This window comes from Paenibacillus sophorae (assembly GCF_018966525.1).
GTDB lineage: Bacteria > Bacillota > Bacilli > Paenibacillales > Paenibacillaceae > Paenibacillus_AQ > Paenibacillus_AQ sophorae.
In genome coordinates this window covers 1,692,534-1,717,834 of record NZ_CP076607.1, presented here as the reverse complement: position 1 = coordinate 1,717,834, position 25,301 = coordinate 1,692,534, and the positions used below count along the sequence as shown (strand labels likewise).

Annotated in this window: 16 protein-coding genes; 4 read left to right on the top strand and 12 right to left on the bottom strand. The window is 56.6% G+C overall.

What is annotated here, in order from left to right:
- The 6 genes from KP014_RS08045 to KP014_RS08020 form a co-directional block, all read right to left on the bottom strand.
- Nucleotides 1-1,257 carry a TRAFAC clade GTPase domain-containing protein gene (locus KP014_RS08045; RefSeq protein ID WP_036596572.1) on the bottom strand — a complete coding sequence of 419 codons (1,257 nt, stop codon included), beginning with the start codon at nucleotides 1,255-1,257 and terminating at the stop codon, nucleotides 1-3.
- A 162-nt stretch (nucleotides 1,258-1,419) separates the two neighbouring features.
- On the bottom strand, nucleotides 1,420-2,061 hold the full coding sequence (locus KP014_RS08040; RefSeq protein ID WP_036596569.1) for a hypothetical protein: 642 nt from the start codon (nucleotides 2,059-2,061) through the stop codon (nucleotides 1,420-1,422).
- A gap of 39 nt (nucleotides 2,062-2,100) precedes the next feature.
- The gene (locus tag KP014_RS08035) at nucleotides 2,101-3,375 is read right to left on the bottom strand and encodes a vWA domain-containing protein (RefSeq protein WP_036596568.1); all 1,275 of its coding nucleotides are present in this window, start codon (nucleotides 3,373-3,375) and stop codon (nucleotides 2,101-2,103) included.
- 27 nt (nucleotides 3,376-3,402) lie between these two features.
- Nucleotides 3,403-5,892 carry a transcription initiation factor TFIID gene (locus KP014_RS08030; RefSeq protein ID WP_090834502.1) on the bottom strand — a complete coding sequence of 830 codons (2,490 nt, stop codon included), beginning with the start codon at nucleotides 5,890-5,892 and terminating at the stop codon, nucleotides 3,403-3,405.
- 4 nt (nucleotides 5,893-5,896) lie between these two features.
- Complete coding sequence (locus KP014_RS08025) at nucleotides 5,897-9,286, bottom strand: tubulin-like doman-containing protein (protein WP_036596566.1); 3,390 nt, start codon at nucleotides 9,284-9,286, stop codon at nucleotides 5,897-5,899.
- 28 nt (nucleotides 9,287-9,314) lie between these two features.
- Nucleotides 9,315-11,147 carry a vWA domain-containing protein gene (locus KP014_RS08020; protein ID WP_036596565.1) on the bottom strand — a complete coding sequence of 611 codons (1,833 nt, stop codon included), beginning with the start codon at nucleotides 11,145-11,147 and terminating at the stop codon, nucleotides 9,315-9,317.
- Between the two features lie 206 nt (nucleotides 11,148-11,353).
- Here KP014_RS08020 and KP014_RS08015 point away from each other — a divergent pair, with 206 nt between their 5' ends.
- A complete protein-coding gene (locus tag KP014_RS08015) occupies nucleotides 11,354-11,506 on the top strand; it encodes a hypothetical protein (RefSeq protein ID WP_175491916.1) in 153 nt (50 codons plus the stop codon).
- A complete protein-coding gene (locus KP014_RS08010) occupies nucleotides 11,499-12,437 on the top strand; it encodes a hypothetical protein (RefSeq protein ID WP_036596564.1) in 939 nt (312 codons plus the stop codon). The genes KP014_RS08015 and KP014_RS08010 overlap by 8 nt, the downstream gene beginning before the upstream one ends.
- A 129-nt stretch (nucleotides 12,438-12,566) precedes the next feature.
- Here the strand turns inward: KP014_RS08010 and KP014_RS08005 are convergent, their stop codons facing one another.
- The 4 genes from KP014_RS08005 to KP014_RS07990 form a co-directional block, all read right to left on the bottom strand.
- On the bottom strand, nucleotides 12,567-14,147 hold the full coding sequence (locus KP014_RS08005; protein WP_051500187.1) for an ATP-binding protein: 1,581 nt from the start codon (nucleotides 14,145-14,147) through the stop codon (nucleotides 12,567-12,569).
- Between the two features lie 29 nt (nucleotides 14,148-14,176).
- Entirely contained in the window at nucleotides 14,177-14,530 is a 354-nt protein-coding gene (locus KP014_RS08000) for a hypothetical protein (protein WP_036596563.1), read from the bottom strand.
- A 287-nt stretch (nucleotides 14,531-14,817) separates the two neighbouring features.
- Nucleotides 14,818-15,168, bottom strand: coding sequence for a DUF1648 domain-containing protein (locus tag KP014_RS07995; protein ID WP_175491915.1), 351 nt, complete (start codon nucleotides 15,166-15,168; stop codon nucleotides 14,818-14,820).
- Nucleotides 15,169-15,196: 28 nt separating this feature from the next.
- Entirely contained in the window at nucleotides 15,197-15,595 is a 399-nt protein-coding gene (locus KP014_RS07990; protein ID WP_036596561.1) for a (deoxy)nucleoside triphosphate pyrophosphohydrolase, read from the bottom strand.
- Nucleotides 15,596-15,871: 276 nt separating this feature from the next.
- Here KP014_RS07990 and KP014_RS07985 point away from each other — a divergent pair, with 276 nt between their 5' ends.
- Both KP014_RS07985 and KP014_RS07980 read left to right on the top strand, forming a co-directional pair.
- Nucleotides 15,872-16,363 (top strand): hypothetical protein, encoded by a 492-nt coding sequence (locus KP014_RS07985; protein ID WP_036596559.1) that lies wholly within the window; start codon nucleotides 15,872-15,874, stop codon nucleotides 16,361-16,363.
- A 105-nt stretch (nucleotides 16,364-16,468) separates the two neighbouring features.
- Nucleotides 16,469-17,926, top strand: a complete 1,458-nt coding sequence (locus tag KP014_RS07980) for an amidase family protein (RefSeq protein ID WP_036596556.1) — start codon at nucleotides 16,469-16,471, stop codon at nucleotides 17,924-17,926.
- 248 nt (nucleotides 17,927-18,174) lie between these two features.
- Here KP014_RS07980 and KP014_RS07975 read toward each other — a convergent pair whose 3' ends face one another.
- Complete coding sequence (locus tag KP014_RS07975) at nucleotides 18,175-18,732, bottom strand: SLOG family protein (RefSeq protein ID WP_036596552.1); 558 nt, start codon at nucleotides 18,730-18,732, stop codon at nucleotides 18,175-18,177.
- Between the two features lie 185 nt (nucleotides 18,733-18,917).
- Nucleotides 18,918-25,166, bottom strand: a complete 6,249-nt coding sequence (locus KP014_RS07970) for a GH32 C-terminal domain-containing protein (protein ID WP_090834501.1) — start codon at nucleotides 25,164-25,166, stop codon at nucleotides 18,918-18,920.
- Nucleotides 25,167-25,301: the final 135 nt, after the last annotated feature.

The following is a 25,301-nucleotide window of genomic DNA, read 5'->3' as shown; positions in this document are numbered from 1 at the left end:
TTAATCGCTCCCCTCGATGAATTTCAGCTTGTGCAGCAGCCACAGGAACGGTTCGTCCACCCGGATGGGACTGACGACGCCTTCGATTTTCTGATCGACGGGATTGCTGCCAAGCGCCGAAACCGCGAAGTAGGCGGTATTGGAGAAATACACATCCATCGTATCCTTGAACGGACGGTCCACCTTTCCGATAAAACGGCTGATCTCGCCGTCGATATTGCCAACCTCATCCATATTCAGCGTCCCGCGGTGAACGTAATTGTTGAACACATTGCTGTTCGCTTTAATGTAATCCCCGTCCTCGTCCTTCAGCGAGTGCAGCATATCGCTTTTGGTCAGCACAACGGCGGTTGGAATTTCCGTTCTGCTCTTCTCCTGATAGGCGATGAAATCGCCGAACATCGTCAGGACCACGTCCCGGGGCTCATCGTACTGCGATACCCATTCGCCGGGGCGGTCACCGATATTGATGCGGATTTTTTCGCGGATGGACCGAATTTGCAGCGGATCGACCATGAACAGGATTCCCGCCGAATTCTTGATATGCTGGCCGTGCAGCCCGAGGTAATCCTGATCAACCATGCCCTCTCCCGCTACATCGAAAAAAACAAGCGTCAACGGAGGCTTCTCCTCATTCTTGAACACGAATTGAAAAATAAACGGCTCCTGCATCTTCTCCTTCTGGGTCGAAGACAGCAGATCGCCGCGCTCGAACAGCGGGTCCTCATACAAACTGCGGAATTTTCGGCTGATTTCGGCGTTCAGCGGCATGCAGGCGGCGCCAAAATGGCCGGCTGTCGTATGCTGGAGCGTGTGGATCAGCGAGGTCATGTAGACCGATTTGCCGACCTGGGAAGCGCCGATAATGGAAATGATGTTGCTCGGCACCTTCCCCGCGGTCACCGGCAGCTCGTTGTGGCAGTATGGGCAGAGACGTCTGCGCGTAAGCATTCCGTAGCGGTCGGTAAGCCCGGTCAGCACATGATCCGTATAATGATGATGCTCCTCCGGAATGTCGGACGGCGGAATGATCGCTTCGAGATCGTCCACCGAGTCGAGTCCGAACAGGTCGCGGTATTTATTGAGCGCATCGTCTTCGCCGAGCGCGTAATCTTCATCGTCCTCCCGGCTGTGCGTGGCCCGAAAGACCACATCCGATGGCGCAAATTTGCTGAAGCAATACGGACATACGATATCATAAAAAAGCGGCCGCGGCTGCGGCTGGTTCTTTTTTAAAAAGCGGCTGAAAAAAGACATATGTTCACCCTCCTAAAATAACCCCACAAAGTGCAGCCATGGCCTCGAAGTTTACTCAGGTACTTTGCGGGGACCCCGAAAAATCATAAGTTCTATGCATAATAGAAGACCGCTCTACAGGACACAGCTTCCATACGGACGGCGCAGACCCCCTGGCCCCGATCATTCCGGCACCAGCTCATAGTAGCGGCCATACTTCGGCCCATCGGTAAAAAAGATACGAATGTGATCGTCCTTGCCGATCTCAATCGGCGGAAGAGCGTTGCGTCCGGGCGCGAAATCCTGCACAAAAGGAAAGAGGATGCCGTCCTCTTTTGACGCCGGATTGCCGCCGCGCTTTTTGACATAGCACAGGACTTCCCTGCCGACGGGAACTTCCGCCGTAATGGTCATATGTACGGTCTGTTCCTTGCGGAACAAGCCCCGCTTGCGGTCAATCGCGTAATAGATCCGGGCCTTGCCCGCGCTGACGGCGGCGCGATTGGCGCCGTCCCTCTGCCGGACCAGGAGGGTTTCCCCGTCCTCCGTCAGACGGGCAAATACGGTGTAGGCCACCGGACCAACTTCCTCCAGCCGGTCATAATAACCGCCGCCCGCTTTGTATTCTTCACGCGTATACAGCTTCAAACCACCGGGCGGGCAGCTGTCCTCTTCCGGATGATCTCCGCCGCCTGGGCCTTTGTGGATATAGACGGCCTGCAGGCCGTCCGGCCAGCGCCACCTGAGCGTGCAGGTCCGGTCCTCCACGTGCGAGGTTATATCCGTGATAGCCGGCAAGTCCGGTGAATGCTCGATGTACCTCATCCCCGCACAGCCCCTTTCCTTGTGATCTTTACCTTGCTGTTAGAAGCCTTTACTGCTCCGCTTACCGCGTGCAGGAAAGCCCTGCGACGATCGCGGCAGCGACTGTGCTTCTCCGCGCCCCTTCCGGGTCAGGCGCCCTTCTCCCACCGGAACGATTGCGGTGAACAGCGCGATTACGCCTGTCAGCAGCAGCACGGCAAGAAGCCTTACCATCGCATTCAGGAAGCCATGGCTGCCCAGGCCGTATTCCAGCGTGAAGCCGGCCAGGAAGCCGGACGCGATCCCTCCCAAGCCGAAACTCTTGGCCAGGTGGCGGTTGTCGAAGACGATGCCGAGCCCGAGCCCGAGCCCGGCGCCGATCAATACAATCGACAGAATCCGCAGGGCCCCGTAGTAAGGGCTGTGCTGCGTGTTGTCCGTCCGCTCCGTAAGCAGCGTCCGGTCGCCGAGACGGTCGTAAATCTGGCGGAAGATGTCGGCCAGCCGGTTCGCGTCGGTCACATCATAATATTGTCCGCCGGTTGTCGCAGCGATTGCCTTAAGCAGAGCAGGGCCGGAAGGATCAGTAATGCTGAGTCCGATCGTGTTGACCGAGATACCTTGGTCCACATACGCCCGGAGTTCTGTAGAGGTATCAAGTCGGCTCACTCCGTCCGACAGCAGAATAACCATCGCTCCCCGGCCGGAGGAACTGTCGCCGTTAATGACATTCAGCGCCTCCGACAGCGCGCCGCTAAGATTCGTTCCGCCCTGGGTCGTCCGCAGAGTGTTAATCGCTCCCGTCACCTGCTCCCGGTTCTCCGCCTTCGCAAGCGAAGTCAGAGGCTGGACGACCGCCGCCTCATCGCTGAAAGTCAGCACCGCGACCTTGTTATCCCCATCCATCCGCATCACGAGGTCCCGGGCTGCCGAGTAGCGGCTGTTGCCGGGATCGCTCTGCTCCATGCTGCCGGAATCGTCAATGACCATCACGATATCCTTGACCGGCCTTAGACCGCCGAAATTAAGTTCATATACGAACTCCATCAATATCCCCACACCCAGCAGGATAACAACGGCTAGCGGGAGCAGCTTCCACGATAAGCCAAGGTAGCGCTGGCGCCACGACCAGCCGTTCAACCTCGGCGAAATCATCTCTGCGAGCAGACAGCCGAGTCCCATGCCAAGCGCCACAATGGCAAAATAAAGGCCAACGACCAGAATGGAAGGCCATTCTCCGAGCAGGCGGCCCAGCAGCAGCTCGCCTAAACAAAAGGCAACCGCTCCGCCAATCAGACTGAACAAGAGGAGTAGCAAATTCAATTTTCGCTGCATTGATTCATCATCCTTTCGGGAAGCCTTCTAGCGCAGGGCTGGAAGCGACTCTTCATCCACGCCGTGCAGCTCGTAACCGTTCTTTAAATAAGTCTCATAATAGATCCGGCCGTTGCGGTAGTATAACAGGTCCTCCAGATGGAACCCGCCCATCAGGTTCAGCTTCTCCACACCGCTGCGCCGCCGCTCATGCACAAAGCCCAGCCGGTAAATCCGCGTCGTCTCATCGGCGGAAAGCGCATAGCGCAAAAATTCCGAGCCGCTGTCGCCGAAGAAATATTTTTCCTCATGGCGGTGCTCCTGCGTGTACTCAAAGAGACGGACATGGATGGCCGCCTCCTCTTCCAGTGAGCGGTACAGACGCCGGAACAGTTCCTCTCTAGATAATACCTCCCGGTTGTCGTACGCCGCCGCGACATTTGCCCGCCGCAGAAGCTCTTCCTCAAAGGAAAGCGCAACTGGCTCCGCCGACAGAATTTCCCGCCCGCATACCTCGATCAACCGATCCAGCACCGCATCAACGCCCCGATCCAGCAGGTCCGGCAGGCTTCCCATATACCGCTCGCCCATCAGGGCGCCGGGACCGCGCCGGGCCTCAATCTCGTCGATCACTTCATCCGTCACGACACGATAATACTCCATAATGTTCCGGCCAATATCGCCTTCGGCCCGGCCGATGCTGTCCAGCGCCGCCGCCTTAAGCTCCTCCTCCAGCCGCTCCATCGCCTTCAGCCGCCTGACGCTTGCCGAATGCAGCGACTCCAGCCCGGCTTCAAGACGGGCGCATAGCGCAAGCTCGCTCTCCAGCAGCAGCAGCTCATATTTTGCACCGTAGCCTTCGGCGAACAGATAATGAATGAAGTTTCGGACCGTCCGCTTATCCATCAGCGGCACCCGTTGAAAGGGCAGGCGGTCCACACTGTCCTCGTACAGCAGCTCCAGTTCTTCCCGTGATGAGGCAATCGCCGCTCTGAGGCCGGCCATGTGCTGGCGGAGCCCGTACAGCACGCTGCCGGCATCGTCCCGGTCGGCGGTCCATTCCGCCAGCTGGAAGAACGTGATTCCCGGATTTGCCCCATCAGGAGCGGCGAGCAGCGGCGACCATTCCCGCAGGGGATCGGCGGTTTCCAGCTGCTTAGCCGCAGGCGAGGCGAAATTGCTGTGGAAGTAGGCCTCGCCGCCGCTGCCGAAGATCATTTGTTCCGCTTCGCGAAGAGACAGCCTTTTAAGCTCATGGTAGGAAGGGCGCCCGTGGCTCATCAGGCCCGTCATCTCAAGAATCCCCTCCTTGTCCGGGAGCAGCCGCCGGACCCGATCCCGCAGACTGTCAGGGCTTAAGCCCAGCAGTTCCAGCCGTTCACGCGGGCTGAGCCGGCTCTCGAGGGACATATCCTCCCTTATTCGCCGGAACGTATGGTACAGCACCGCCAGCGCAATCTGCCGGTTCGGCCGTTTGACGCCGGAGAAGCCGGCAGATGCGTACCCCTGCCGGCCCGTGCTGCCCCTGATTCCGCTTTTGAACGCCATATTGTTATAGCCGACCTGTTCCGAGCCGAAGTTCCCGGAGGGCCGCATCACATTCTTCAGCAGACTGATGTGGGAAATAATTTCGTAATTGTCGGCCATTCCGCCCGCCGGGGACGTGCCGCGCTCATTCTTGTCCGACAGGACGTAGACAAGGTCGAACAGCGGCGAAGGGCCGTGGCTGACCGGAATGGACAGCCCGTCTTCCGTAACGAGCAGCGAAGCGGTGTGTTCGTAATCCGGGGACTGCATTCCCTCCAGCTCACGCAGGAAAGCCATTCCCGCCGAGCTAGAAAGCCCGAAGCTCTCAGCCTGGTCCCGTTCGCTGATCAGCGCGAACAGGTCGGTCTGCACCGATTTGAACGATTGGCCGAGCACGGCGCGGGTCAGCAGCGTGATTTCCGGCAGCAGCACATTAAGCGGGTCGTCGACCCGCGTAATGATGGAGAGATGAATGACATCGAAGGATGAATACAGACGGCCGTAATCCGCTATGCCGCCCGTCAAGCGCCGCAGCGCGGTATTCATCTCCGCCAGATAACGCTGCTCTCCGTGAAATTCCCGGAACAGGTCCCGGCGGACGGTACGGGGATCGCGGCCTGCCGACCGGGGAAGAATCATCGTTCTCAATGGGTCGGCCGGCCAGTCTGTCCGGGCGGACGCCGGAACCCCGCTCCATTCGTAAACGCCGGGAACGGCGCCGCCGTATGCGGCCTCCCCAACTGCAGCGGATGAGGCTTCATCCTTCTGGCCGCCGGACTCCTCCGCATTCCAGCCCTCGGGAACGGCATGCACCGCCAGGACGCCGCCGGCGTTATCCCATTTGCGGCGGCAGGTGTCCAGTACGGGCCCGATTGCAGTCGCCGTCTTCTCTCCTACGAACAGAAACAGAGCAGGGTAGTGAATGCTGCTGCGCCTGTCACCCTGATCCTGCAGCCGGTCTTCCCGGGCGGCATATTCCGCCGCATAACGCATTGCCTGCGATCTGATCATAGGCTTACTTCAGCTTTCTGCGGATGCTGCCGAGCTTTCCGGTCATGCCCTTATAGAAAGCGTACATTTCGTCGCCATCGGCGTGCTCCACCCGCTCGTATTCCAGGCTGTCCCGCGCTTCCAGGAAGGCTTCATACAGGCTATCCAGCTTATCAAGCAGCGGGGCCACATCCTCGGCCGCGGTCATTTCCGCAGCGCGCCGGGCGCTTTTACGCAGCAGCACGCTGCGGCTCTTCTCATCCAGCGAGCGGAAATGGCGGTAGACCGCATATTCCACGTAGCTGCGTTCCTTCATCAGATTGGCGAACGGCTCCCAAGCGTCCTCTTCCTCGTCCTTGTCGTAGACGAACAGTGCGCCTTTTTTCACGATGGCATCGGTGTAGAGGGCCTCCAGGAACTGGTCCATCCATTTTTCCTCGTCCAGAAACTGGTGCAGCACCGCATTCAGTTCCTCCGCTTTGGCCGAGAGCGCCTCATACTTCGCCAGCTCCTCGCGCACTCTTGTTGTAAGCTGCGGCGAGCGGATCAGATTTTCCTGGGCCAGCTCCCGGTTAATGCTTCCGAAGATATCCTTTACGCCCTCGCGCTCCAGCCCGTTCTCACGCAGCCTTCTCAGCTCGTCCGCCGCCTTCTTCACTTCGCCCAGATTTGGCCGGGAAGCATCCAGTTGAAGGTCGTAACCGCGCAGGAACGCTTCAATGTCGAACGGCTTTGTGAACACGACCGAATAGCGGTTGCTGGTGTTTTCGTCCAAGCCTTTTTCAATAATGGCTCCCGCTTCCAGCGCCTTGGCGAAATCTCCGCGCACTCTGGCGTTATGCTCCCGCACCCGTGCGTTGCTGTAGGTGTCCCCCCAGGACTGCTCCGGAATCGGCGATGGAAGATACGTCCAATTGTTCTTCTCCGTCTGCACCAAGTGCCGTCCAATTCCTTCCTTGTCGAGAATGGTCCGCTCGTAGTTCTCTTCATACACCCGCAGCGGAGTATAGACGAACAGCGGCACACCGTTGCGCGTATTCAGCCAGAAAATCCGGTTCTTAACCTCGCTCTCTTTGACCGTAAAATGCGATTTGCCGAGCGCGTTGTTCTGGTAATTGCGAATCCCCTTCAGGATGCCCGGCGCCTTCACAGGCACCGATACGAAGCCCCATGAAGGGAAGTGCAGGCTGCCCGAGCTGTTACTGAGATGGAAGACCGGTACAGCCTCCTCGTCAAGCTTCCCGGCAACCGTGCGTTCCACCAGCTTGTCAAGCGGCTCCTCGCTGCCGTATTTCATCGTCAGAAAATCCTCCATCGACCGGGTGATGAGATCCCCGAACTTGTCGCTGAGGAACTCGGAAATGGAGCGGACGATATCGATCTCCTGCTCTCTGACCCAGCGGCTGGAATTACGCAACATTTCCCGGGAAAAGTCGCGGATCAGATCATTGCCGTCTTTTTGATCCATAATCTTCGAAATCGTCTGCGAAATATCCGGCACGCTTACGATATTCCAGTAATACGTCTTGTTGCCCTTGTGGTCCGTCTGTTCTTCGCCGTTCGTTAAGATATCCCCGTTCTTGGAAAAAATCGAGCTGAGCGCGTTCAAAATCTCTGTAAATACACCGTAAATCCGGCTGTTCTCCTCGTTCAGCAGCTCGTACAGATCCTCGTAGAACTCGATCATGCGCTCGGTGCGCTCCGTATCGGCTTGCAGCCAATATTCATTGATCTTCGCGTCGATATAGGCGTTCTTCTTCTTCTCCTTCGAGACAAAAGCGCTCCGCGCATCGCCCAGTTTGTCCTCTGCCGACTCCCGGGCCGTCTCGATATCACGCGGCAGACGCAGCAGATTCTCGCGCAGCGCTTCAATGTAGGACTGAATCAGCTTGAGGATGCAGAAGCCTTTTTCCGTAAAGATAAGCCGCGACACATAGAACGGCCCCTGCTCGGGATGCAGGAACGTTCGCTCCATCTCCTCGCCGAATCGTCCAACGATTTCACCGGGAAGCTGCTTCCTCACCTTGATGTACTCTTCTCTTGCACGCGACAGGAAGCTCTGCTCCAGCTCGGTATCCATATCGACGACCTGATGCTTGATGACGTTGGAATGGCTCAGGCGCTCACTGTTCTCATAACCTGGCAGCGGCTCCGGCACACGGGCTTCGAACGACTTGATCATGCTTTCCAGATCGATTCCGAGCTTGCGGGCAAGCTTCTCGATGTCCTCTTGGCCCGGCGCCTGGTGGAACATTTTGTCCATTTTGTCAAACAGACGGTAAGCAAGGTACGTGGTCATTTCCTCGATCGGCAGCACGGCGGACGAAGCCCCGATAATGTTGTATTCGTAGTTGGCCGGATAGCTCTTGTGCATCTGCGCGATATTCGTGCGGATGTTGCTGATATAGTCGTGAATGGCGAATTCCTCGCCCGACTGCTTCTCCTCGCTGGCCATGAAGTTCGTAATGTTCTCCGCCGTCACGTTCATGCAGTAGTCATACGCGTTCTCCAGCAGCTTGCCTTCTGTGTTCGTCGCCGAAATGAGGTGGCACAGATTGAATGGGGGCAGCGGGGAATTGACGGTCAAAATATTACCGTACTGCTGGCGAAAACGCTCGCCCCGGCTGTCCACGTTCATCCAGTAGTCCAGCTCTTTCAGCGCCGCATAGCCATTCTTGCGGATGTATTCGCGGGTATGCTCGCTGAGGCTCTTGTTCGACAGGTTCACGTCCGGCGTGAACAGATATCCGAGCGTGCTGACCCGGTCGATCCCGGCAGAGCCGTAATCACGCTCGATGATGCCCCGCACAATGTAGGCGATGTCGAGAAAAGCGCCGCTTCCCGTGCCGCCGGACAAGCCTGTCAGCAGGAAGACCATCAGCTTCTTGTTCGTGCCGACCGACAACGTCTTGATCTTCTTGTCAATCGCGCCAACGACCTGGTTGATCTTCGTGAACAGCAGCAGCCGTCCCGCCTGACGCACGCCGGCGGCGCCGTTCATGCCGTCCGTGATGCTGAGCTCGGGCGACAGCCATTCCGTAATGTAGGGGTCAAGGATGCTTCGATTCTGCAGCAGCCCGCCGATTTCGGCGTTGGCCAGCAGCACGAACTCGTTCTGCGAGTCGAGGCCGATGCCTCTATACTTCTTGCCGCGGTCCTGCTCGTTCGTCTCGAAGGCGAGGAACTCCACATTGTCCGGTTTGTCCCGCTTCTTCTTGGAAATAGGGTCCTCCGGCAGCTTGAAGCGGCGGTTGATCTGGTATTTCAGGCGAAGCAGGGCGTCGATGCCCGTTCCTCCCAGACCGATAATAAGAATCGGATTGTCGATCGTGTCAACTCTGATTTTGTCGCTGACGATACCTCCGCCGAGCGATACGTCCAGCTGCTGAATATGTTCTCTTACGACCGGTTTCATGTTTGGCCCCCTAAAAGTTTTACAGATTCTATACCAAATATTCCAGCATAATCGTCTTATCCACGCTGCTGAGCGGAACCGAGACGCGGTCTCCGCTCTTCAGTTCCAGCCCCCGGGAGGCGTCGACCGCCCGGCCCGATTTCTCGACCGCGATCCCGTCGCCGCCGCGCAGCTGCAGCCGATCGTTATTCACCGGCGTAAAGACCAGCTTCTCACTTTCCCTAAGTTCCGGGGCAAGCTGAAGCAGCTGGTGCAGATTGAATTTGCCCCGGAAGCCCGTCAGCTTCTTGTACTGGGGATACGTCTTCTCCCCGGTGTTCCCGTCAAGCACCTCAATGACCAGTTGGCCGACAAAACCGCGGTTCGCTTTCTTCCACAGCATCCAGATAAAGGCGGCGGCCGCCAGAACCAGCAGGATTCCGGCAATAATTAGAATCAGGGTCCACGACCTGCCGCCATCCTGCTGCTCACTGCCGCTTCCGGCCGTACCTGCGGTAACAGGCGCCTGGGTAGCTGCTCCTCCCGCATTTACCTGCACAACTTGGCTCTCGCGATAGAAGCTGCTCTCTTCCGCCCGGACCTTCAATTCGTAATTGTGGCTGTCTTTAACTTCGAAGCTCCCTTTGAACTCGCCGCCCGAATTGTCCAGCGGAAGCTCATCGGTCTTACCGGTGTCCAGGTCGGTCGCCAGCAGCACCGCCTTCATGTTCCCGTACAGCTCCGCTTCATTCACCTGCGTACCGCCCGTGAACAAATGGGCGGAAATGCCGACGGTGTCGCCTTTCTTGTAGGTCTTGGACGACAAAGCGTCCATTTTAAGCTCAAGATCGTAGTTGAAAATCAGATTGATGTCGATTTTATCCTTCGGAACGCCCTTAATCTGGAGCTTCCAGTCCCCTTCCTTCGGGGACAGCAGCTTCAGCAGACTGTACGTCGATGACCTGGACAGCAGCACATTATTCGAAGGAATCGCCACGCCTGCCCCTGACGGGTCGGTCAGCTTCGCCGTTACCGGCTTCGACGATATGATGGAAATGTTAGCTTCCAGCACGCTGGCGTTCGGGACGGTCACCGTTACCTCTTGATATTCGCCGCTGGCCGTTATCGACTGCACCGGCACCACTTTAAGCTTCAGATGGTCGGCAAAAATCTCGCTCAAAATCTCGGGCAGATCGTCTGCGGTATCCGTCGCGAACGCTTTGCCTCCCGTCTGGTCGGACAGCTTGGCAAGACTGGCTTTGTTGAGCTTGCCGTCTGCATTCAGGCCGATCGTGTAAATCGGATACCCGTTCTTCTTGGCTGTTTCCACCGCCGCGCTCAGCTCCTGGTCCGACTCGCTCTGCGTCCGGCCGGATGCTTCATTCAGATCATTGTTGCCGTCGGCCAGGAGCACGATCATCGGCTCATGGGAAGGATCACTGCCATTCTGCAGCACCTTGACCGCCTCATCTACGCCGACGGCGATATCCGTGTAGGAGCCCTTATCCAAACCGCCGATAAAATCCTTCAAATCCTGCTTATCCGAAGCCGAGTTAATCGTCAGGAGCGCCTTCTCGCGCTGCACCTTGTCGGTGTAGGCGACGACGCCGACCTTGTCCCCCTTCGCGGACAGCATATCTATGAACATCTTCATCGCCTCGCCGGCGATATTGTTCTTATCGCTCGTCTTCATGGAATTGCTGACGTCGAGCACCAGCACGGCGTCAATTTGCGACGAGGCTCCAGGCGGAGCAGACTGGGCCGCATATGCCGGAAACGCCGGAAACGGACCGGCCGCGAGACAGAACGCCAGCAGCAGCGCGGTAAGACGCCGCGTGAACAGAGACAAAAACCTTCTATTTCGGACATCGTTACGAAGCATGACTATAACTCCTCTTATAATTTGATAGGCGGCATCAAAGCTGGACCAGGACAGCTAAATTCTGTCAATAGCATGCCATTATGATATAATTAAACCCTGTAAACTTCAACTTAAGGAACGCTGAGCAGGCAGGGACGGGCGGCATCCGTCAGCCTTTTTCGAACCCTGTTAGGGGCGCGCACCGTTCCCCTGGAAAGGACAGCTCCATGATTTCATACGTTATACTCGGAATTACGTTTCTCTATACCGTCACTCAAATTCTCCGCTATTTCCTTCGGGGACGCAGGCCGGTTGCCCGGGAAGAGATCGACGGGCGGCTGCTGGCCTCGCTGAATGGAGGCGACAGAACCCATGGCTAAGAAAAAACCGGTCGTTCTCCGTCCCTTCAAAGCCCCCCGCTATTCCTTCGGCAAATTACGCGTCTGCAAGCGATGCGGACGGTTCACCGCCCTGTCGGAAAAGCGCTGCCTCTACTGCGGCAGAGCCACCCTTGTCTCCGTGGAGGAGCGGGCGGCTTCGCTTGCCGGACGCCGCATGACGGTATCCCTGCTGATCGCCGCCTTGCTGACTGTGGCCGCGGTCTATTTCGCTGGGGACTCCTTACAGCGGGCGCTGTGCGCGGCGGGCGGGCTCGCCCTGCTGGCGGCGCTCTTCGCCGCACAGCGAAAGGCCCGGCCGACCGAAAATCTGCGTTCGCTGGACGAACTGCTCGGCCGGAACATCGCTGCCGTCAAAGAGGGCCTGGAGATCAACCGGCAGGAAGCCGTTTCCGTGCTGCGTGAGAATGATACGCTTGCCTATGAGAAGCTGCGCGAAATCGCCGTGCTGCTCCGGGGCGACCGCGTCGCCAGGCAGCGCATCGCCCTGCTGCACGGCTTCCGGCTGCGCAAGGACATGGATCTCGAGATGGAGCAGCTGCTGTTAAGAGATTTTGAACCGCTGCTCGCGGAATACATCGGTGAAGTCGCAAGACTCCGGCGCGATTTGATCAAGGACCGTACCCTGCGCTATGTGCAGCGGTATGAAGCCCAAATTCTTGAAATGAAGGACGGCTCCGCGATCCTCGCCGCGGTGGCCGGAGCGGCAGTGCGCATGAAGCGCTACGCCCTGCTCTACTCCAGCTTCATCAGCCGTTACGCCCATTCGCTTCCCCGCGACCGTTTTCTCCGGCTGCATCAATTGATCTCCGCCTACCCGCATGAGTCATGGAACGGCCTCGATGTCCGGGCTCAGGAAATCCGGGAGGCCAAGTACCGCTGGGACCCTGATTTCGGGCAAGCTCAGCCTTAGAGGCATAGAGCCTAAAGAGGCTTATATATATGACGATCAAAACTTCGAGAATCCTGCGGCAAATTGTGATATTTATATGTATCTCTCCCGATTGTCTACCGGGTCGAGAGCTTTCAATATTTAAGAATTTCATGCGGGCAACGTTTTAAACTTAACTGAAAAGGTAGTTCCGGTCGGTCCCGTGACGACGTCGATTTTGGCGCCATGCTTGTTGGCAACGTTGAAGCATACGGCGAGTCCCAGACCGGAGCCGCTTTCTTTGGTTGTATAAAATGGTTTCCATATGTGCTCAATCTGGTCGGAAGGAATCCCTTTGCCGCTGTCTTCAACAGATAGTATAATTGCATCTTCTTCCGTGAAGGTTCTAATGATTAAGCGTCCTTCCGGCGGCATGGCTTCCAGTCCATTTCGAACCATATTCAATATGAGCTGACGGATCATTCGCTCATCCATATACATAGGCGGAATTTGCCCCAGTTCGGCGTTTACCGTCTTCCCCGCAACCGTCGCATCCGCTTGAATCAAAGGAAGGATTTTTGCAATCAGTTCATTTAGTTGGTCGTATTTCATGTCGATTCTTTGATTTTTTGCCAGCCCGAGAAATTCGGAGATAATGGAGTTGGCCCGGTCCAGTTCCTCAATCATGATCTCCAGATAGGACTGTTTTCCGGATTCCTTTTTACTCATGAGCTGCAGAAACCCTCGAACCGTAGTTAACGGATTTCTCACCTCATGACCGATGCCCGCCGCCATTTCACCGATAAGATGAAGCTGATCGAGCCGCACCAATTCCTTTTCATATTCTTTATGCTCCGTAAGGTCGCTGAAGACAGTAAGCATGCAGGGGGTTTGATTGATGTCCACCGTAACGGTTTGGCATAAACAAATCTTGTGCTGGCCCGAAGCGTTCTGAAAAGAAACTTCAATATTACCCTCATACAAAGACTGCAAAGAAACCTCCATTATCCGTTCTAGCAATGAGTTCTCGGTATGCCGTTCAGGCCAGTACCGGTTGACCAGTTCTTCCCCGCTTATGCCCAACATAGATAATAGAGGATCGTTGTATTCAATGATTTGATTATTGTAAAGAGAGACGACAAGCATCGGACTTGGGATTACGGAAAAAATGGCGGACAGCTGCTCTTCCGAGTGTCTGAGTTCTTTATTCTTTTGAGCGAGCTCCCGATTCTTTTTTTTCAGAGCCGATATCAGCAGGATACGGTCCAGAACGATCGATACTTGACTGCATATATTTTGTAAAATATCCAATTCAACAGGAGAAAAAGCGGGGCGGTTACGTAATCCAAATGACAAAGTCCCCACGAATTTTCCATAGGATATCAGAGGATGGCTTACATAAGCCTGCAGTCCAAAATCTTTGATAATCCCGACCTTAGGGTCCGAGGAGCTTTGAATGTCTTCGACGATTATTCTGGAAAGCTTCCGGGCGGCTTCCCCGCACACCGCTTCTCCAAGATCAATCCACTCAATAAGCGCTTGTTCACGCCAGGTAATTCCGTGATAATTCATCAAATGAAGCCGCTGAATCTCTTCGTCAAAAATATAATTAAGATAAAGATCCAGATCCAAATGGGCGGAGAGTTTGTTGAACAGATTATCCAGGAGTTTCTTCGGGTTTTCATTCAAGATGAGCTCCTGTCCCGCTTCAGACAAAACCAAGAGCTTAAAGCTGTTTTCGTCCTTGTTCACCTTGACTTCCCTCCCAAATCTAATTTATCTTATCCCATCGTCCGCTTCCGAATGAAAGCGCCGGCCGCATTCCCGAGCAGCGAGACCATGCCATAAGCAGCCGAATATATAAGAGCCGAGCTATTGACTTCAAAAACTATGAATACCGAAAGTGTAAACAGAAACGCGGGCTGCAGTGCAGACAGCGGTTTGAAGCCAAGCCGAAGTCCGAGCTCTCCCGACAGAATGAGGATAACCGCCGGATTAACCAGGAGCAGCAGCGTTACCAGCGCGCCCAGATCGCTCATCGTGCCCGTGCGGTTCCGAAAGTATAAAGGCAGCAGGAAGAAAAGAATCGCATATATGGCTGTATGCAGCAAAATTCTTTTAGATTCCCGGTTCAAATGATCTCCCCCTGTGAATGGTTCTTTTTCTACATAATACCTTTTGCAGATTGTTTAATATAGTAAAAAAAGTGGTAAATCGTTTACTCGCACCGCAAGGATTGATACAATACCAAAAAATTCCGTTCGGAGCAGCGTGATTCGTGCGGCAAACGTCCGCATGAATGAAAGCGGTAACAAAAAAGAAGATGACGAATGCTCAAAGGCGGCCCCAAACCGGTTTACCATCGGCATAGAATGCCGCCCTGTTTACGTTCGGCAGAAGCGTATTGCCTATATACTCCCCTCTACACCATCTCCGTCAGCGCATATATGCCAATGCCTGCAAACAGTACCGTTACTGCGGGCACGGCAATCAGCCATGTCATTGCGGCCGTCGCCTCGTTCTTTTGAAAGCTGCCCTGGTACCGTCTGCGGAGCACCGTGTAAAGCAGCAGCATAAAGATCAATCCGAGCTCACCGAGAAGCGCAAGCACCAGCAGCTCCAGACTCGATTTGCCAACATACCGGTCCGGTGTTCCCCCGGTGTAATGAATCGGAACCTGATCCGGCATGTGCGGATACAAAAAGTAATATACGAATACCGGAACAATGCCGATGATGCCGCTGAGCGCTATAACCTTTTTCCATTTCGTCACATGAGCCGCCCCTTTCATACAGTCCGTCTCATTGTCTGCCGGGTTCTAAGCATAGCTTCTGTACAAACGGGATATCCGCGGGGGCAAAAATAAAACGTTCCAGCGCATCCGGACTCTCCCAGCGGCAGTCGTCGTGGTCCGTCAGCATGATTTCGCCTCCCCGGTATTCGGCTTTCCAGGCGATCAGCCGGATATGCAGACCGCCACCGTAGCTGTGCTCGTTAACTCCAAAATATTCGTATGGAACGATGTCGATGCCCATCTCCTCGTTCAATTCCCGCTGCAGGCAGGCGCTGGCGTCTTCTCCGTCCTCGATTTTGCCGCCTGGAAATTCCCACAGCCCCGCTTGGGACTTGCCTTCTCTACGGCGCGCAATCAGAACTTTTCCCTCTTTATTATAAATGATAGCCGCCGCTACTTGAATCATTGCAGTCACCTCCGCCAAGGTATAATTGGAATATAACGCTGCAAATTGTGAATATCCAGTGGATTATTTTTTAAATAATATACATTATATCCACAAATGCACAATCAAGGCCAAGTTATCCCATATTATCCACATGATTTTCCACAATCTGGGGATAGACAAATCGAAAGCGGTGCTGGCGCCGGCAGCATGATATAATCAAATGGCGAAAGCTGGGGATAACGCTTCACTTCTCTCTTCCCGGCTGAACCGATACGAATAACGGAGGCTACCCTTATGCTTACTTTTCAACAAAAAATCGAGATTCTTGACTCCTATCCACAGCTTCAGCGCAAAGATGTATCTTTAGGGAGGGTCAACTATCACTACGAAGAAAGCCTGCACGATAAAAAAACCGTCGCTTTTCATCTGCATCCGAACGGAAACGGCTATGTATACGCGGGTCTGCTAACAGGTTATGAGACCGACACCAAGGGATTTGTCAATATCCGCGACTTCTCAGAGGAGGAGCTGCGCTCCCTGCTGGACGCTTCCATCACTTCGCTCTCCGAGCCCCAGGCCAAAGCCGTACCGGCAGGCGGTAAGAAAACCAAGCGACTTGCGGCCGAGACAAGTTGGATCAACGGGGATGGCCAGAAGCTTACGCTTAAAGCCGAAGACGATCTGTGGTATCTCTATTCGGGCCTGAGTTTGGAAATGGCGTTTGAGACACCGGACGAAGCGAAGGAGTATTTGGCGGAGGAAGGCTTTTCACAGGCGCAGGATTAGATTTTCTTGTCCGGCTTGCCTTGGCGACTTCCTGATCCTGGCCGCTGACCGGCAAGCCTTCGAGGGATATGAAGACGATTACATCACAGGAAGAGGCGTGCGAGAATGGCATTTGAAATTGTGGAGACGACCATAGCGAAGATTCAGGCGGCGCTGGACTCCGGTGAGATCACATCCAGGCAGCTGCTTCTGATGTATCTTGAACGCATCGCGGATCATGACAAGAACGGACTAACAGTGGGTTCCGTCATCGAGATCAATCCCGACGCTCTGTTCATCGCAGACGCCATGGATGCGGAGCGCGCGATACTCAGCGCCCGGGGGCCGCTGCATGGCGTGCCCGTGATGCTCAAGGACAACATCAACACGGGGGATAAAATGCATACGAGCGCAGGCTCGCTTGCGCTTGCGGACTCTTTTGCCGGTGAAGACGCCTTCATTGTGTCCCGGCTGCGGGACGCGGGAGCGGTCATCCTGGGCAAGACGAATATGACCGAATTCGCCAACTTCATGACCACGGGCATGCCGTCCGGGTACAGCTCGCGCGGCGGGCAGACGCTGAACCCCTACAATATTTCGAAGCCCACCGGAGGCTCAAGCTCGGGCTCCGCCGTTGCGGTCGCCTGCAATTTCTGCGCGGTCTCCGTCGGAACGGAAACCTCCGGTTCCATTCTCAATCCCGCCAGCCTTGGCTCCGTTGTCGGCATCAAGCCGACGGTCGGGCTGCTCAGCCGCTCCGGCATCCTGCCGCTGTCGAACTCGCAGGATACTGCAGGACCGATAGCGAGAACGGTACGCGACGCGGTGCTGCTGCTGAATGCCATGCTCGGCCCGGATGAAACCGACGCTGCCACGGGCGCTTCGCTCGGGAAAACGCATGGCGATTATACCGGCTTTCTGGACGGGAACGGCCTTCAGGGCGCAAGAATCGGCATTCCGCGCGATTACTATTTCGAGGAGGTCGGCGACGAGCGGCTTGCGCTGTATGAGGTAGCCGTCCGGCTGATGAAGGATCAAGGAGCGGTGATCGTCGATCCCGCAGATGTGCCGACTGCGCGCGACATCCGTTATTCCTCGGTCGTGCTGAACGAGTTCAAAAATTCGCTGAACGCCTATCTGGCGAAGCTGGGTCCGGGAGCGCCCATGCGCACGCTGAAAGACATCATCGCTTTCAACCACGCCCATCCGATGGAAACGCTGCGCTACGGCCAATCGACGCTGCTCGACGCCGAATACCGGACCTCCGGCACTTTGACGGAGCCGCAGTATTTGCGCGACCGGGCAGCCGATCTCAGGCTGTGCAAAGATGAAGGCATCGACGCCGTCATGCGGGAGCACCGGCTGGACGCCCTGCTGTTCCCCGCCGATTTCGGCTCAAGAATTATGGCCCGGGCGGGCTACCCGTCGATTGTCGTTCCCGCCGGTTACACCCCGGACGGCGAGCCCTTTGGCGTGACGTTTGCGGGCATGGCCTTTACCGAGCCGGTGCTGATCCGGCTGGCTTATGCGTTCGAGCGGCACTCCAAGGCACGTAGACCGCCTTCGCTGCGAAGCTTTATCTAGAAGGCAAAGAGGGAGGCCGCAGGCTCCGATCGGACCTGCGCCTCCCTCTTTTGTTCGCTGCGGTTAATTCGCCTGCTGCGGACAGCGCGTCACCCATGTGTCCGCGTTTCTCCTCATTCTGCTCATGGTGTTCAAGCCTTTTTAACGGTGCCGGTGAGATGACCGCGAATCAGATATTTCAGGAGCCGCCTCGCGGCTCCTTTTGTGGTTGGCTCCAAGATGATCGCCGCCGCCCAGCGGACCCGGATTCACTCGTATGACGACAGATGCTCCTCATCCGCCATACTCTGGATATCGTCCATCGAAATCGTCAGCAGCGCATACCCGTTCTCTTCGCTCAGCTTGAGCGCCCGCTCCCTGAGATATTTCGGGCTCCCTTCCTGCGCTTCCGCGTCATACACCAGGAGCAGCCCGTCGCTTTTGCGCATCAGCAACTCATCCCTCGCCTTGAACTGCCAGCTTCCTTCGTAGGGCCGGTTGCTGACCGCTCCGTAATAATCGGCCGCCGCCGCAATCCGGCGGAATTCGTCCTGCTTCTCTTCCTTCCATCTTTCCTCGGGAGCGGCATGGGCCGCGATAATGCCCAGCTTCAGGCCGGGATAGCGTTCTTTTAACTCCAGCGCGGTTTCGCACGCCCATAGGTCAACGCCGTACTGGCCGGGGGTGATGATCCACTCCAGCCCCTCTTCCAGCAGCGGAATCATCCGGGAAGCGAGCGCTTTTTTAATATAGGGAATGCCGGGATGCTTAGGGTCAAAAATGCCCAGCTCATGCGCCCGGTATCCGGTAACGAGCAGTGTTTTCATGCCATGCCTCTTTCCTGGTTTCATTCGGTCTTTCCATTATACCAGCCGCTCCCGGACTCTGCCTGCCGAAGGGGCGAAAGGAGCCGCTTCTCATCGTATTCTTTCATTAGTAGGCAAAAAAAGCGGAGCTCCCGCAAGGTTCCAGGAACCCTGCGGACCGCTCCGCTTCGTACATGATATCAGCTTCAGTCGATCCAGCCGTTTGCCTGAAGCATCCGGTGAATCAAGGCGGCTGCTTCCGCTCTTGTCAGCGTATCCTTTGGTCTAAGCTCGCCGGAGCCGTCTCCCTTGACAATGCCGCTGTCAATAAGGTAGGCCGCCGATTCCGAAGCCCATGGAGACAGCTTGCTCCGATCTGCGAACGAAGACAGGCTGCTGTTCGCCTTCGCAGCTCCGGGTGCGGTGCTGCCCCCTTTGATCAGGCAGACGGCGTTATAAACGACCACCATGGCCTGCTCCCTGCTCACCTCGCCGCTGCCGCCAAAGACGCCGCCGGGATAACCGGACATCAGGCCGAACTGTTGCGCAAGCGCCGCCGGTCCATAGGCCCAGGAGGAGGCGGTCACGTCACTGAAGGCGGCGGAAGGCATCTCTCCTCCCATGAGCCCGAGGCTTCTGACGGTCAACGCCGCCAGTTCGGCGCGCGTAACCGTCCGGTCCGGCGCAAAACGGCCTTCCCCGTCGCCGGTAAGCATCATGCGGTCCGCCAGGTCTGCGGCGATGCCTTGGGACCAGTGGTTTCGGGTATCGGAGAGGGAAGTCCTGCCGCTCAGCAGCGCGTAAGTCCGGTAACCTGCAGCCTCGTGGATAACGGCATACCGGATATGATCCACCGTCTTCAGAGAAGCGGGTACGGCAAACAGCTTTCCTTCATCCTGAACCGAAACTGCGGCAATCCCGCCCTGCATTCCCGCCTGTTCCGTCGGGATCGCCATCAGCAGTTCAACCGGAGCCTTCAAAGGCGCGGATACGCTCTTATCCTTATAACTAAGCGTCAACCTGACGGCCAACGGATCGGCCAACAGCCGATAACCTTGGCTGACGGCTGCCTTCTCCACATTGGATGCCGACGCGCTCCGCTCTATGGACAGGCGCACTCCGATATCCTCCGCCTTCGCGTCTCCGCCCAGCCCTTGGATGGAATCCCCGAGCGAAAGCGCAGGCAGCGGCACGATAAGCTCGGGCGTGCTGACGGTGAGACGGCTGCCTCCTTGAAAGAGCATGTTCCACTCCGCCGCCGACAAGCCGCTCAACACAACGTCTTCCTTGCCGCTAACCTTGATCTGCAGGTCGGCAGCTTTCCCGCCGACCAACGGTTCCAGTGCGGCTTTGTCGAGCTTGATCTCCAGCACCGATCCGTCTCCCCGCTCCGTCTTGGCGGCGGAAAAGAAAGACGCCGAAGCCAGATCAGCGGTTCCCGTTACGCCATTTTCCGGCTGCTGCACCGGCGATGGTGTCGGCGCTGGCGCGGGGGTCGGTTCGGCCGGCGGCGTCACTGATGGCGCCGCCGATCCCCCGGCTGACGGGGCGGCTGACGTTACCGCAGATGGCGCAGCCGATGGCATTACCGATGGCACCGCTGATGGCTTAGCCGACGACGCTGCCGACGGCGTCGGTTCAGGCTGCTCACCGCCGGCCTTCACTTTCACGGCGCGCCATTTTTGAACATCGGAACCATTGGCATCTTCGAGTCCGACCGTCCCGTCCTTCCGGGCTTCCAGCGCTTTGTCCGGCTTGAACTTGGACAGTATCGTAATCGTTCCGTCAGCGTTGTCATGCACCAGCCAACGCTGATTGTCATAGCCAAGATAAGCATATAGTTGGACCGTGTTTGCTCCCGTATCCCAGTCGAGTGATTTGCCGCTTTCCCCCGTGCGGATCGTGTAGGCGTTATTTTGGATCGGATAATAGCTCCAGTATTGATTGACCGACTCCTGCTGCGGCAGCGCTCTAAGTTCGGCCAAGGAACTCTGGCTGTCTGCGGTAAGCGATGCTCCGGTACCCGTGTTAACAAAACGGTAAAGAGTATCGTCGGCCGGCGTTGTCCCGGTCACATTGACGTTCTGGTAATAGGCGTCGCCGCCGAATACATTGACTCCAAATGCGCCCTGGCGGAAGGTATCATCATTCACATCGATAATTTGCCGGCCATCCAGCTCGATTGTAATCCGCATGCCTGCGGCTGTGATTTTGGCATGATGCTTCACTCCCGTGGTCAGAGCCATCGGCACTTTCGCCAGCACCTGCCGGTCCTGGAACTGGCCATCCGCCATATAGAACAACCGTGCCGCCTTCAGATTCGGGTCAAGGTTGAAATAGTACCCGCTCGTTCCGTCGGCATTCGACCTGAACAGGATCGATCCGGCCCCTCCTGTGCGCGGAAGCATAACGTCCGCTTCATAGGTGAAATCGGCCGCACGTTCCCCCGACATATAGTTGGAGTCAGTGTCAAAGGTGCCCCGAATGCCTTCGGTCGTTACGGCCCAGCTGGAATTCGGCTTCCAGTTCTTCAGATTCGTATTGAACGTCCCCACGACCACCGTGATAACAGCGGACACGCTGCCATCCCGCGTCTTTACAGTAACGGCTGCCGTACCGGGCGCCACCGCCTTCAGCACAGCGCTGGCGGAACCGGACGGGTCGGCTGTTACAACCGATTCGTCTCCGGAGGTCCAGACGAGCTCCTGGGCGGACTTATGCGGCAGCACACCTGCGAATATCTCTTTAGATTCCCCGGCCCCCAGCTCTAACAGGCTGCGGTCCAGAATGATCCGACCGGCCGATTCGTCCGGCTGCAAACCTTCGTTCCATATATTTTTAAGCGGATAAACCTTAATCGACTTCACCTTCACCGTGCCGCCCTTGGCGTAGAAGCTCATGCCGCTGCGCGCCTTATCCGGGAACATAACGTCGGAGAATACCGTCCTGCCGTCCTCCGCAAACACCTCGACAGAGGATTCATCCACCAGAATACGAAGCTTCAGCATGGAGTTCTCCGGCTGCACATTGGCTTCGTGTATAGACGAGAACTTGGATGAGAAATCGGTCCGCCCGGAAGCGGAACGGTCAACGAACAGCTTGCCGCTTCCTGTGCGGTAACCGACAACGCTCCGCTGCGCCCCGCCTTCACGCAGACGGAATCCGAATTCAGAAGCGGCTCCCTTCTCAGGCAGTTCAAGCTCGGCCTCAATTTCATAGGCATTGCCGAAGGATGAGGCCAGAATATTTTCCGTATCCGCAGAGACGTCCGTATCGCTGACCACGAATGGCGTACCCCGCAGATCCTGAAGCTCGACAATCGGAGTCTGCGCCAAACGGATGCCTTCCGGCGTCGTCTTGAGCGACAATTCGCGCGGAACCGTCATTTGTCCTTTCCACGGCGAGGTCGGGAAGCTGAACGGATAATCCCAGTTCGCCATCCAGGCCAGCATAATTCTCCGTCCGCCGGGTACGTTCGCAAAGGAAGTCGAAGCATACATCTCCTTGCCAAAGTCGCTCCTCAGCACGGTCCCGTCCGGATTGTCGTTCACAAATTTACCGTCAGGAGTCAAATCGCCAATAAAATACTCGGCGTCCGATCCGTTCGTCTTCGGATTGGCGCCCGTACTGATCATTAGCACCCACTTTTGCTTCGAGGCATCGCCGTCCACCGGCAGAGGGAACAGGTCAGGGCATTCCCACACGCCGCCCCGTATATAACTGCCGTAACCAAAGCTGTCGGTCAGCGTCCAGTCGATCAGATTCTCCGAGGTGTAGAAGCGGATATGATCGCCGCCGGAAACGACCATGATCCAGCGGTTGCCCACTTCGTCGCGCACCACCTTCGGATCGCGGAAATCCTTGCTTCCCGGCTCGTTGTCGCTCGTATAGCCCGGATTTTTGATAATCGCTTTGTCCCCGTAATACTGCCAGGTACGGCCCTTATCCTTGCTGTAAGCGAGCCCAATCTGTTGATTTCCGCCCGTTTTTTCCGGATTAAAGGAGGTGTAGTAAGCAATAAGCCCCTTGCCTCCCGAATCGCCGAACAGCCCCGAAGCGTTATGCTCATCGGCAATTGCAGCCCCGGACCAGACGTGGCCCAGATCATTCCATTTCAGCGCAAGCGGCAGAAGCCGCCAATGGACCAGATCGGTGCTGACCGCGTGGGCCCATTGTCCGCCATCCTGGTGAAAGAGGTGATATTCCCCTTCAAAATAGACCAGCCCGTTCGGATCGCTTGCCGAGCCGCGAGCTGGCGTATAATGATACGCCGGACGGTAAATTTCATTGTAGTAACCGCCGGAAGGCGTCAAATAGACATCCTGAAAATAAGCGCTGCCTCCTGTTACGGCAAGACCGGTCAGGCCCGAGGCATAGGTGCTATCCTCAAGCTGGGCGGCCGCTCCCTTATAGCCGTCCACATAGGCCGAGATTTGTGATCCCGCCGCGTGAATTTCAATATGATGCTTCTTCCCGGGAGCAAGCGGAATATCCGAAGAGGAAGCCAGCACCTCCCGTCCTCCCGAACCCGACTTCACCAGCTTAACTGTCCCTTCATTCGCGTTCAATTGAAGCCAGTAGCCGGAACCGTCTTCGTTTGCCCGGAACAGCAGCGCCGCTTCGGCGGACGGTGAATACACGTCAATCGTAACGTTGCCCTCCAGGACAAAATCCCCCTCTTGCGGGCCGGAAAGATGCAGCGACCACTGCGCTCCTTCCGACGTTCCCTTCAGCCCTTGAAGATCCTTCATCCATCCGCTGGCTTCGTTGTTCAGATCTTCTATATTCGTGAGCAGATCGCTCACCTGGATATTCTGGAACACCGCGGCGCCGCTTGCGCGAAGCCCCAGCCGCCTGTTGCCGGAGTAAAGCTCTGTTTCAGCGCTGATTAGGGGATCGTATTTGCCGTTCCAATAGACTTTTATGCGATTCCCATCCGCCTTGACTTTGACGTGATAGCTGACATCCGGTAGAACGGCGATGCTTTTCTCGATCCACAGTCGATCCAGGTGCGCGCTATTCGCGTCAAGTAATCTGATCTTGCCCGCTCTTCCATCCACCTGAACCAGAAATCCGTTCCGCCCCGCTTCATCCGAACGCAGCAGCAGGGAGCCTGCCGAATCCGCTGACTTCAGCGTTACGTCGCTCTCATAGGTAAAGTCCTGAGCATAGGTGTCCGACATGACCGTAGCCTCGCCCGATGCCGTCAGCTGAAGGCCTTCGGGACCTGAGGAAGCGGTTCCAACACCGTACAGCGACCAGCCCGTAAGATTGCTGCTGACGCCGGCCATCTCTATCGGCTTCGCTTCACCCGGCTGACCCGCATAAATATTCTGGAACACCGCCGCGCTGTTCCAGACATGCATCCCGAAGTACCCGCTCGTGTAGGCGGTATCCTCCGCCTCAAGCAGCGGCTCCGCTCCGCCGTTCCAGTACACCTTCAGCGACGCGCTCTCCGCCGTGACCTTAATGTGGTACAACTCTCCGGGGTTCAGCGTCACGCTCTCCGTCTTCAGCACCCGGTCGCCGTTCGCATCTTTCAGCTTCAAGATATCCGCTCCCGGGTCCAACTGCGCCATATACGAGCCCCAGCCGCTGTCGTTCGAGCGGAAGACAAGCGACACCACGCCGCTGTCTTGAAGCAGGGTTACGTCGGCTTCATAGCTGAAATCCTCACCCTGCCCCGAAGACAGTGCGAAGCCGTTCTCCGCCGAGGACAGCTTCAATCCTTCCGGCGTCTCTTCGGTCGTTCCCTTGTCCTTCGCCGTCCAGCCGCCCAAGTTGCTGTTCACCGTTCCCGGCTTCGTCTCCGTATGAATGACTTCCATGTGTATATTCCGGAACACCGCCGCGCTGTTCCAGACATGCATCCCGAAGTAGCCGCTTGTGTAGGCGGTGTCGAGCGCGGCCAGCAGCGGCTCCGCTCCGCCGTTCCAGTATACCTTCAGCGACGCGCCCTCCGCCGTCACCTTGATATGGTACGTTCCTCCGACGCTGAGCGCCACGCTCTCCGTCTTCAGCACCCGGTCCCCGCTCGCGTCCTTCAGCTTCAGGATATCCGCTCCCGGGTCAAGCTGCGCCATGTAAGAGCCCCAGCCGCTGTCGTTCGAGCGGAAGACAAGCGACACCACTCCGCTGTCCTCCAGCAGGGTTACATCCGCTTCGTAGCTGAAGCTCTCCCCCTGTTCTGCGGACAGCGCGAACCCATTCTCCGCCGAAGACAGCTTCAATCCTTCCGGCGTCTCTTCGACCGTTCCCTTGTCCTTCGCGGTCCAGCCGCTTAGGTTGCTGCTGACGCCAGCAGTTGAAGCGCTTCCAGTATCGCCTGTATCATTTTCGCCTCCGGCCTCCGACGCCGCCGCGTATGAACCTGGAAACATAACGGTCCCAAGCAGCAGAAACGCAACTAACACGTTCAACCAGCGGCTGCCCGGATGCTTCTTCCCTTTTCCCATTTCGCCCACTTCCGTCCCTTTGAAATGTAAGCGTTACCTTGTCATTGCAAGAAGAAACGGCTGCACCGTCCTCAGAGGAGGAGGACATCCGTTTCCAAAACAAAGATACCCTACAGCTTCTTAAGAAAACAACCG

Excerpts from the sequence above, each read along its gene's own strand:
- KP014_RS08045 (WP_036596572.1), bottom strand. The coding sequence starts at position 1,257 with ATGTCTTTTTTCAGCCGCTTTTTAAAAAAGAACCAGCCGCAGCCGCGG.
- KP014_RS07985 (WP_036596559.1), top strand. The coding sequence starts at position 15,872 with ATGCTTACTTTTCAACAAAAAATCGAGATTCTTGACTCCTATCCACAG.
- KP014_RS07990 (WP_036596561.1), bottom strand. The coding sequence starts at position 15,595 with ATGATTCAAGTAGCGGCGGCTATCATTTATAATAAAGAGGGAAAAGTT.
- KP014_RS08010 (WP_036596564.1), top strand. The coding sequence starts at position 11,499 with ATGGCTAAGAAAAAACCGGTCGTTCTCCGTCCCTTCAAAGCCCCCCGC.
- KP014_RS08015 (WP_175491916.1), top strand. The coding sequence starts at position 11,354 with ATGATTTCATACGTTATACTCGGAATTACGTTTCTCTATACCGTCACT.
- KP014_RS08025 (WP_036596566.1), bottom strand. The coding sequence starts at position 9,286 with ATGAAACCGGTCGTAAGAGAACATATTCAGCAGCTGGACGTATCGCTC.
- KP014_RS07980 (WP_036596556.1), top strand. The coding sequence starts at position 16,469 with ATGGCATTTGAAATTGTGGAGACGACCATAGCGAAGATTCAGGCGGCG.
- KP014_RS08030 (WP_090834502.1), bottom strand. The coding sequence starts at position 5,892 with ATGATCAGATCGCAGGCAATGCGTTATGCGGCGGAATATGCCGCCCGG.
- KP014_RS08040 (WP_036596569.1), bottom strand. The coding sequence starts at position 2,061 with ATGAGGTACATCGAGCATTCACCGGACTTGCCGGCTATCACGGATATA.
- KP014_RS08035 (WP_036596568.1), bottom strand. The coding sequence starts at position 3,375 with ATGCAGCGAAAATTGAATTTGCTACTCCTCTTGTTCAGTCTGATTGGC.
- KP014_RS08020 (WP_036596565.1), bottom strand. The coding sequence starts at position 11,147 with ATGCTTCGTAACGATGTCCGAAATAGAAGGTTTTTGTCTCTGTTCACG.
- KP014_RS07970 (WP_090834501.1), bottom strand. The coding sequence starts at position 25,166 with ATGGGAAAAGGGAAGAAGCATCCGGGCAGCCGCTGGTTGAACGTGTTA.
- KP014_RS07975 (WP_036596552.1), bottom strand. The coding sequence starts at position 18,732 with ATGAAAACACTGCTCGTTACCGGATACCGGGCGCATGAGCTGGGCATT.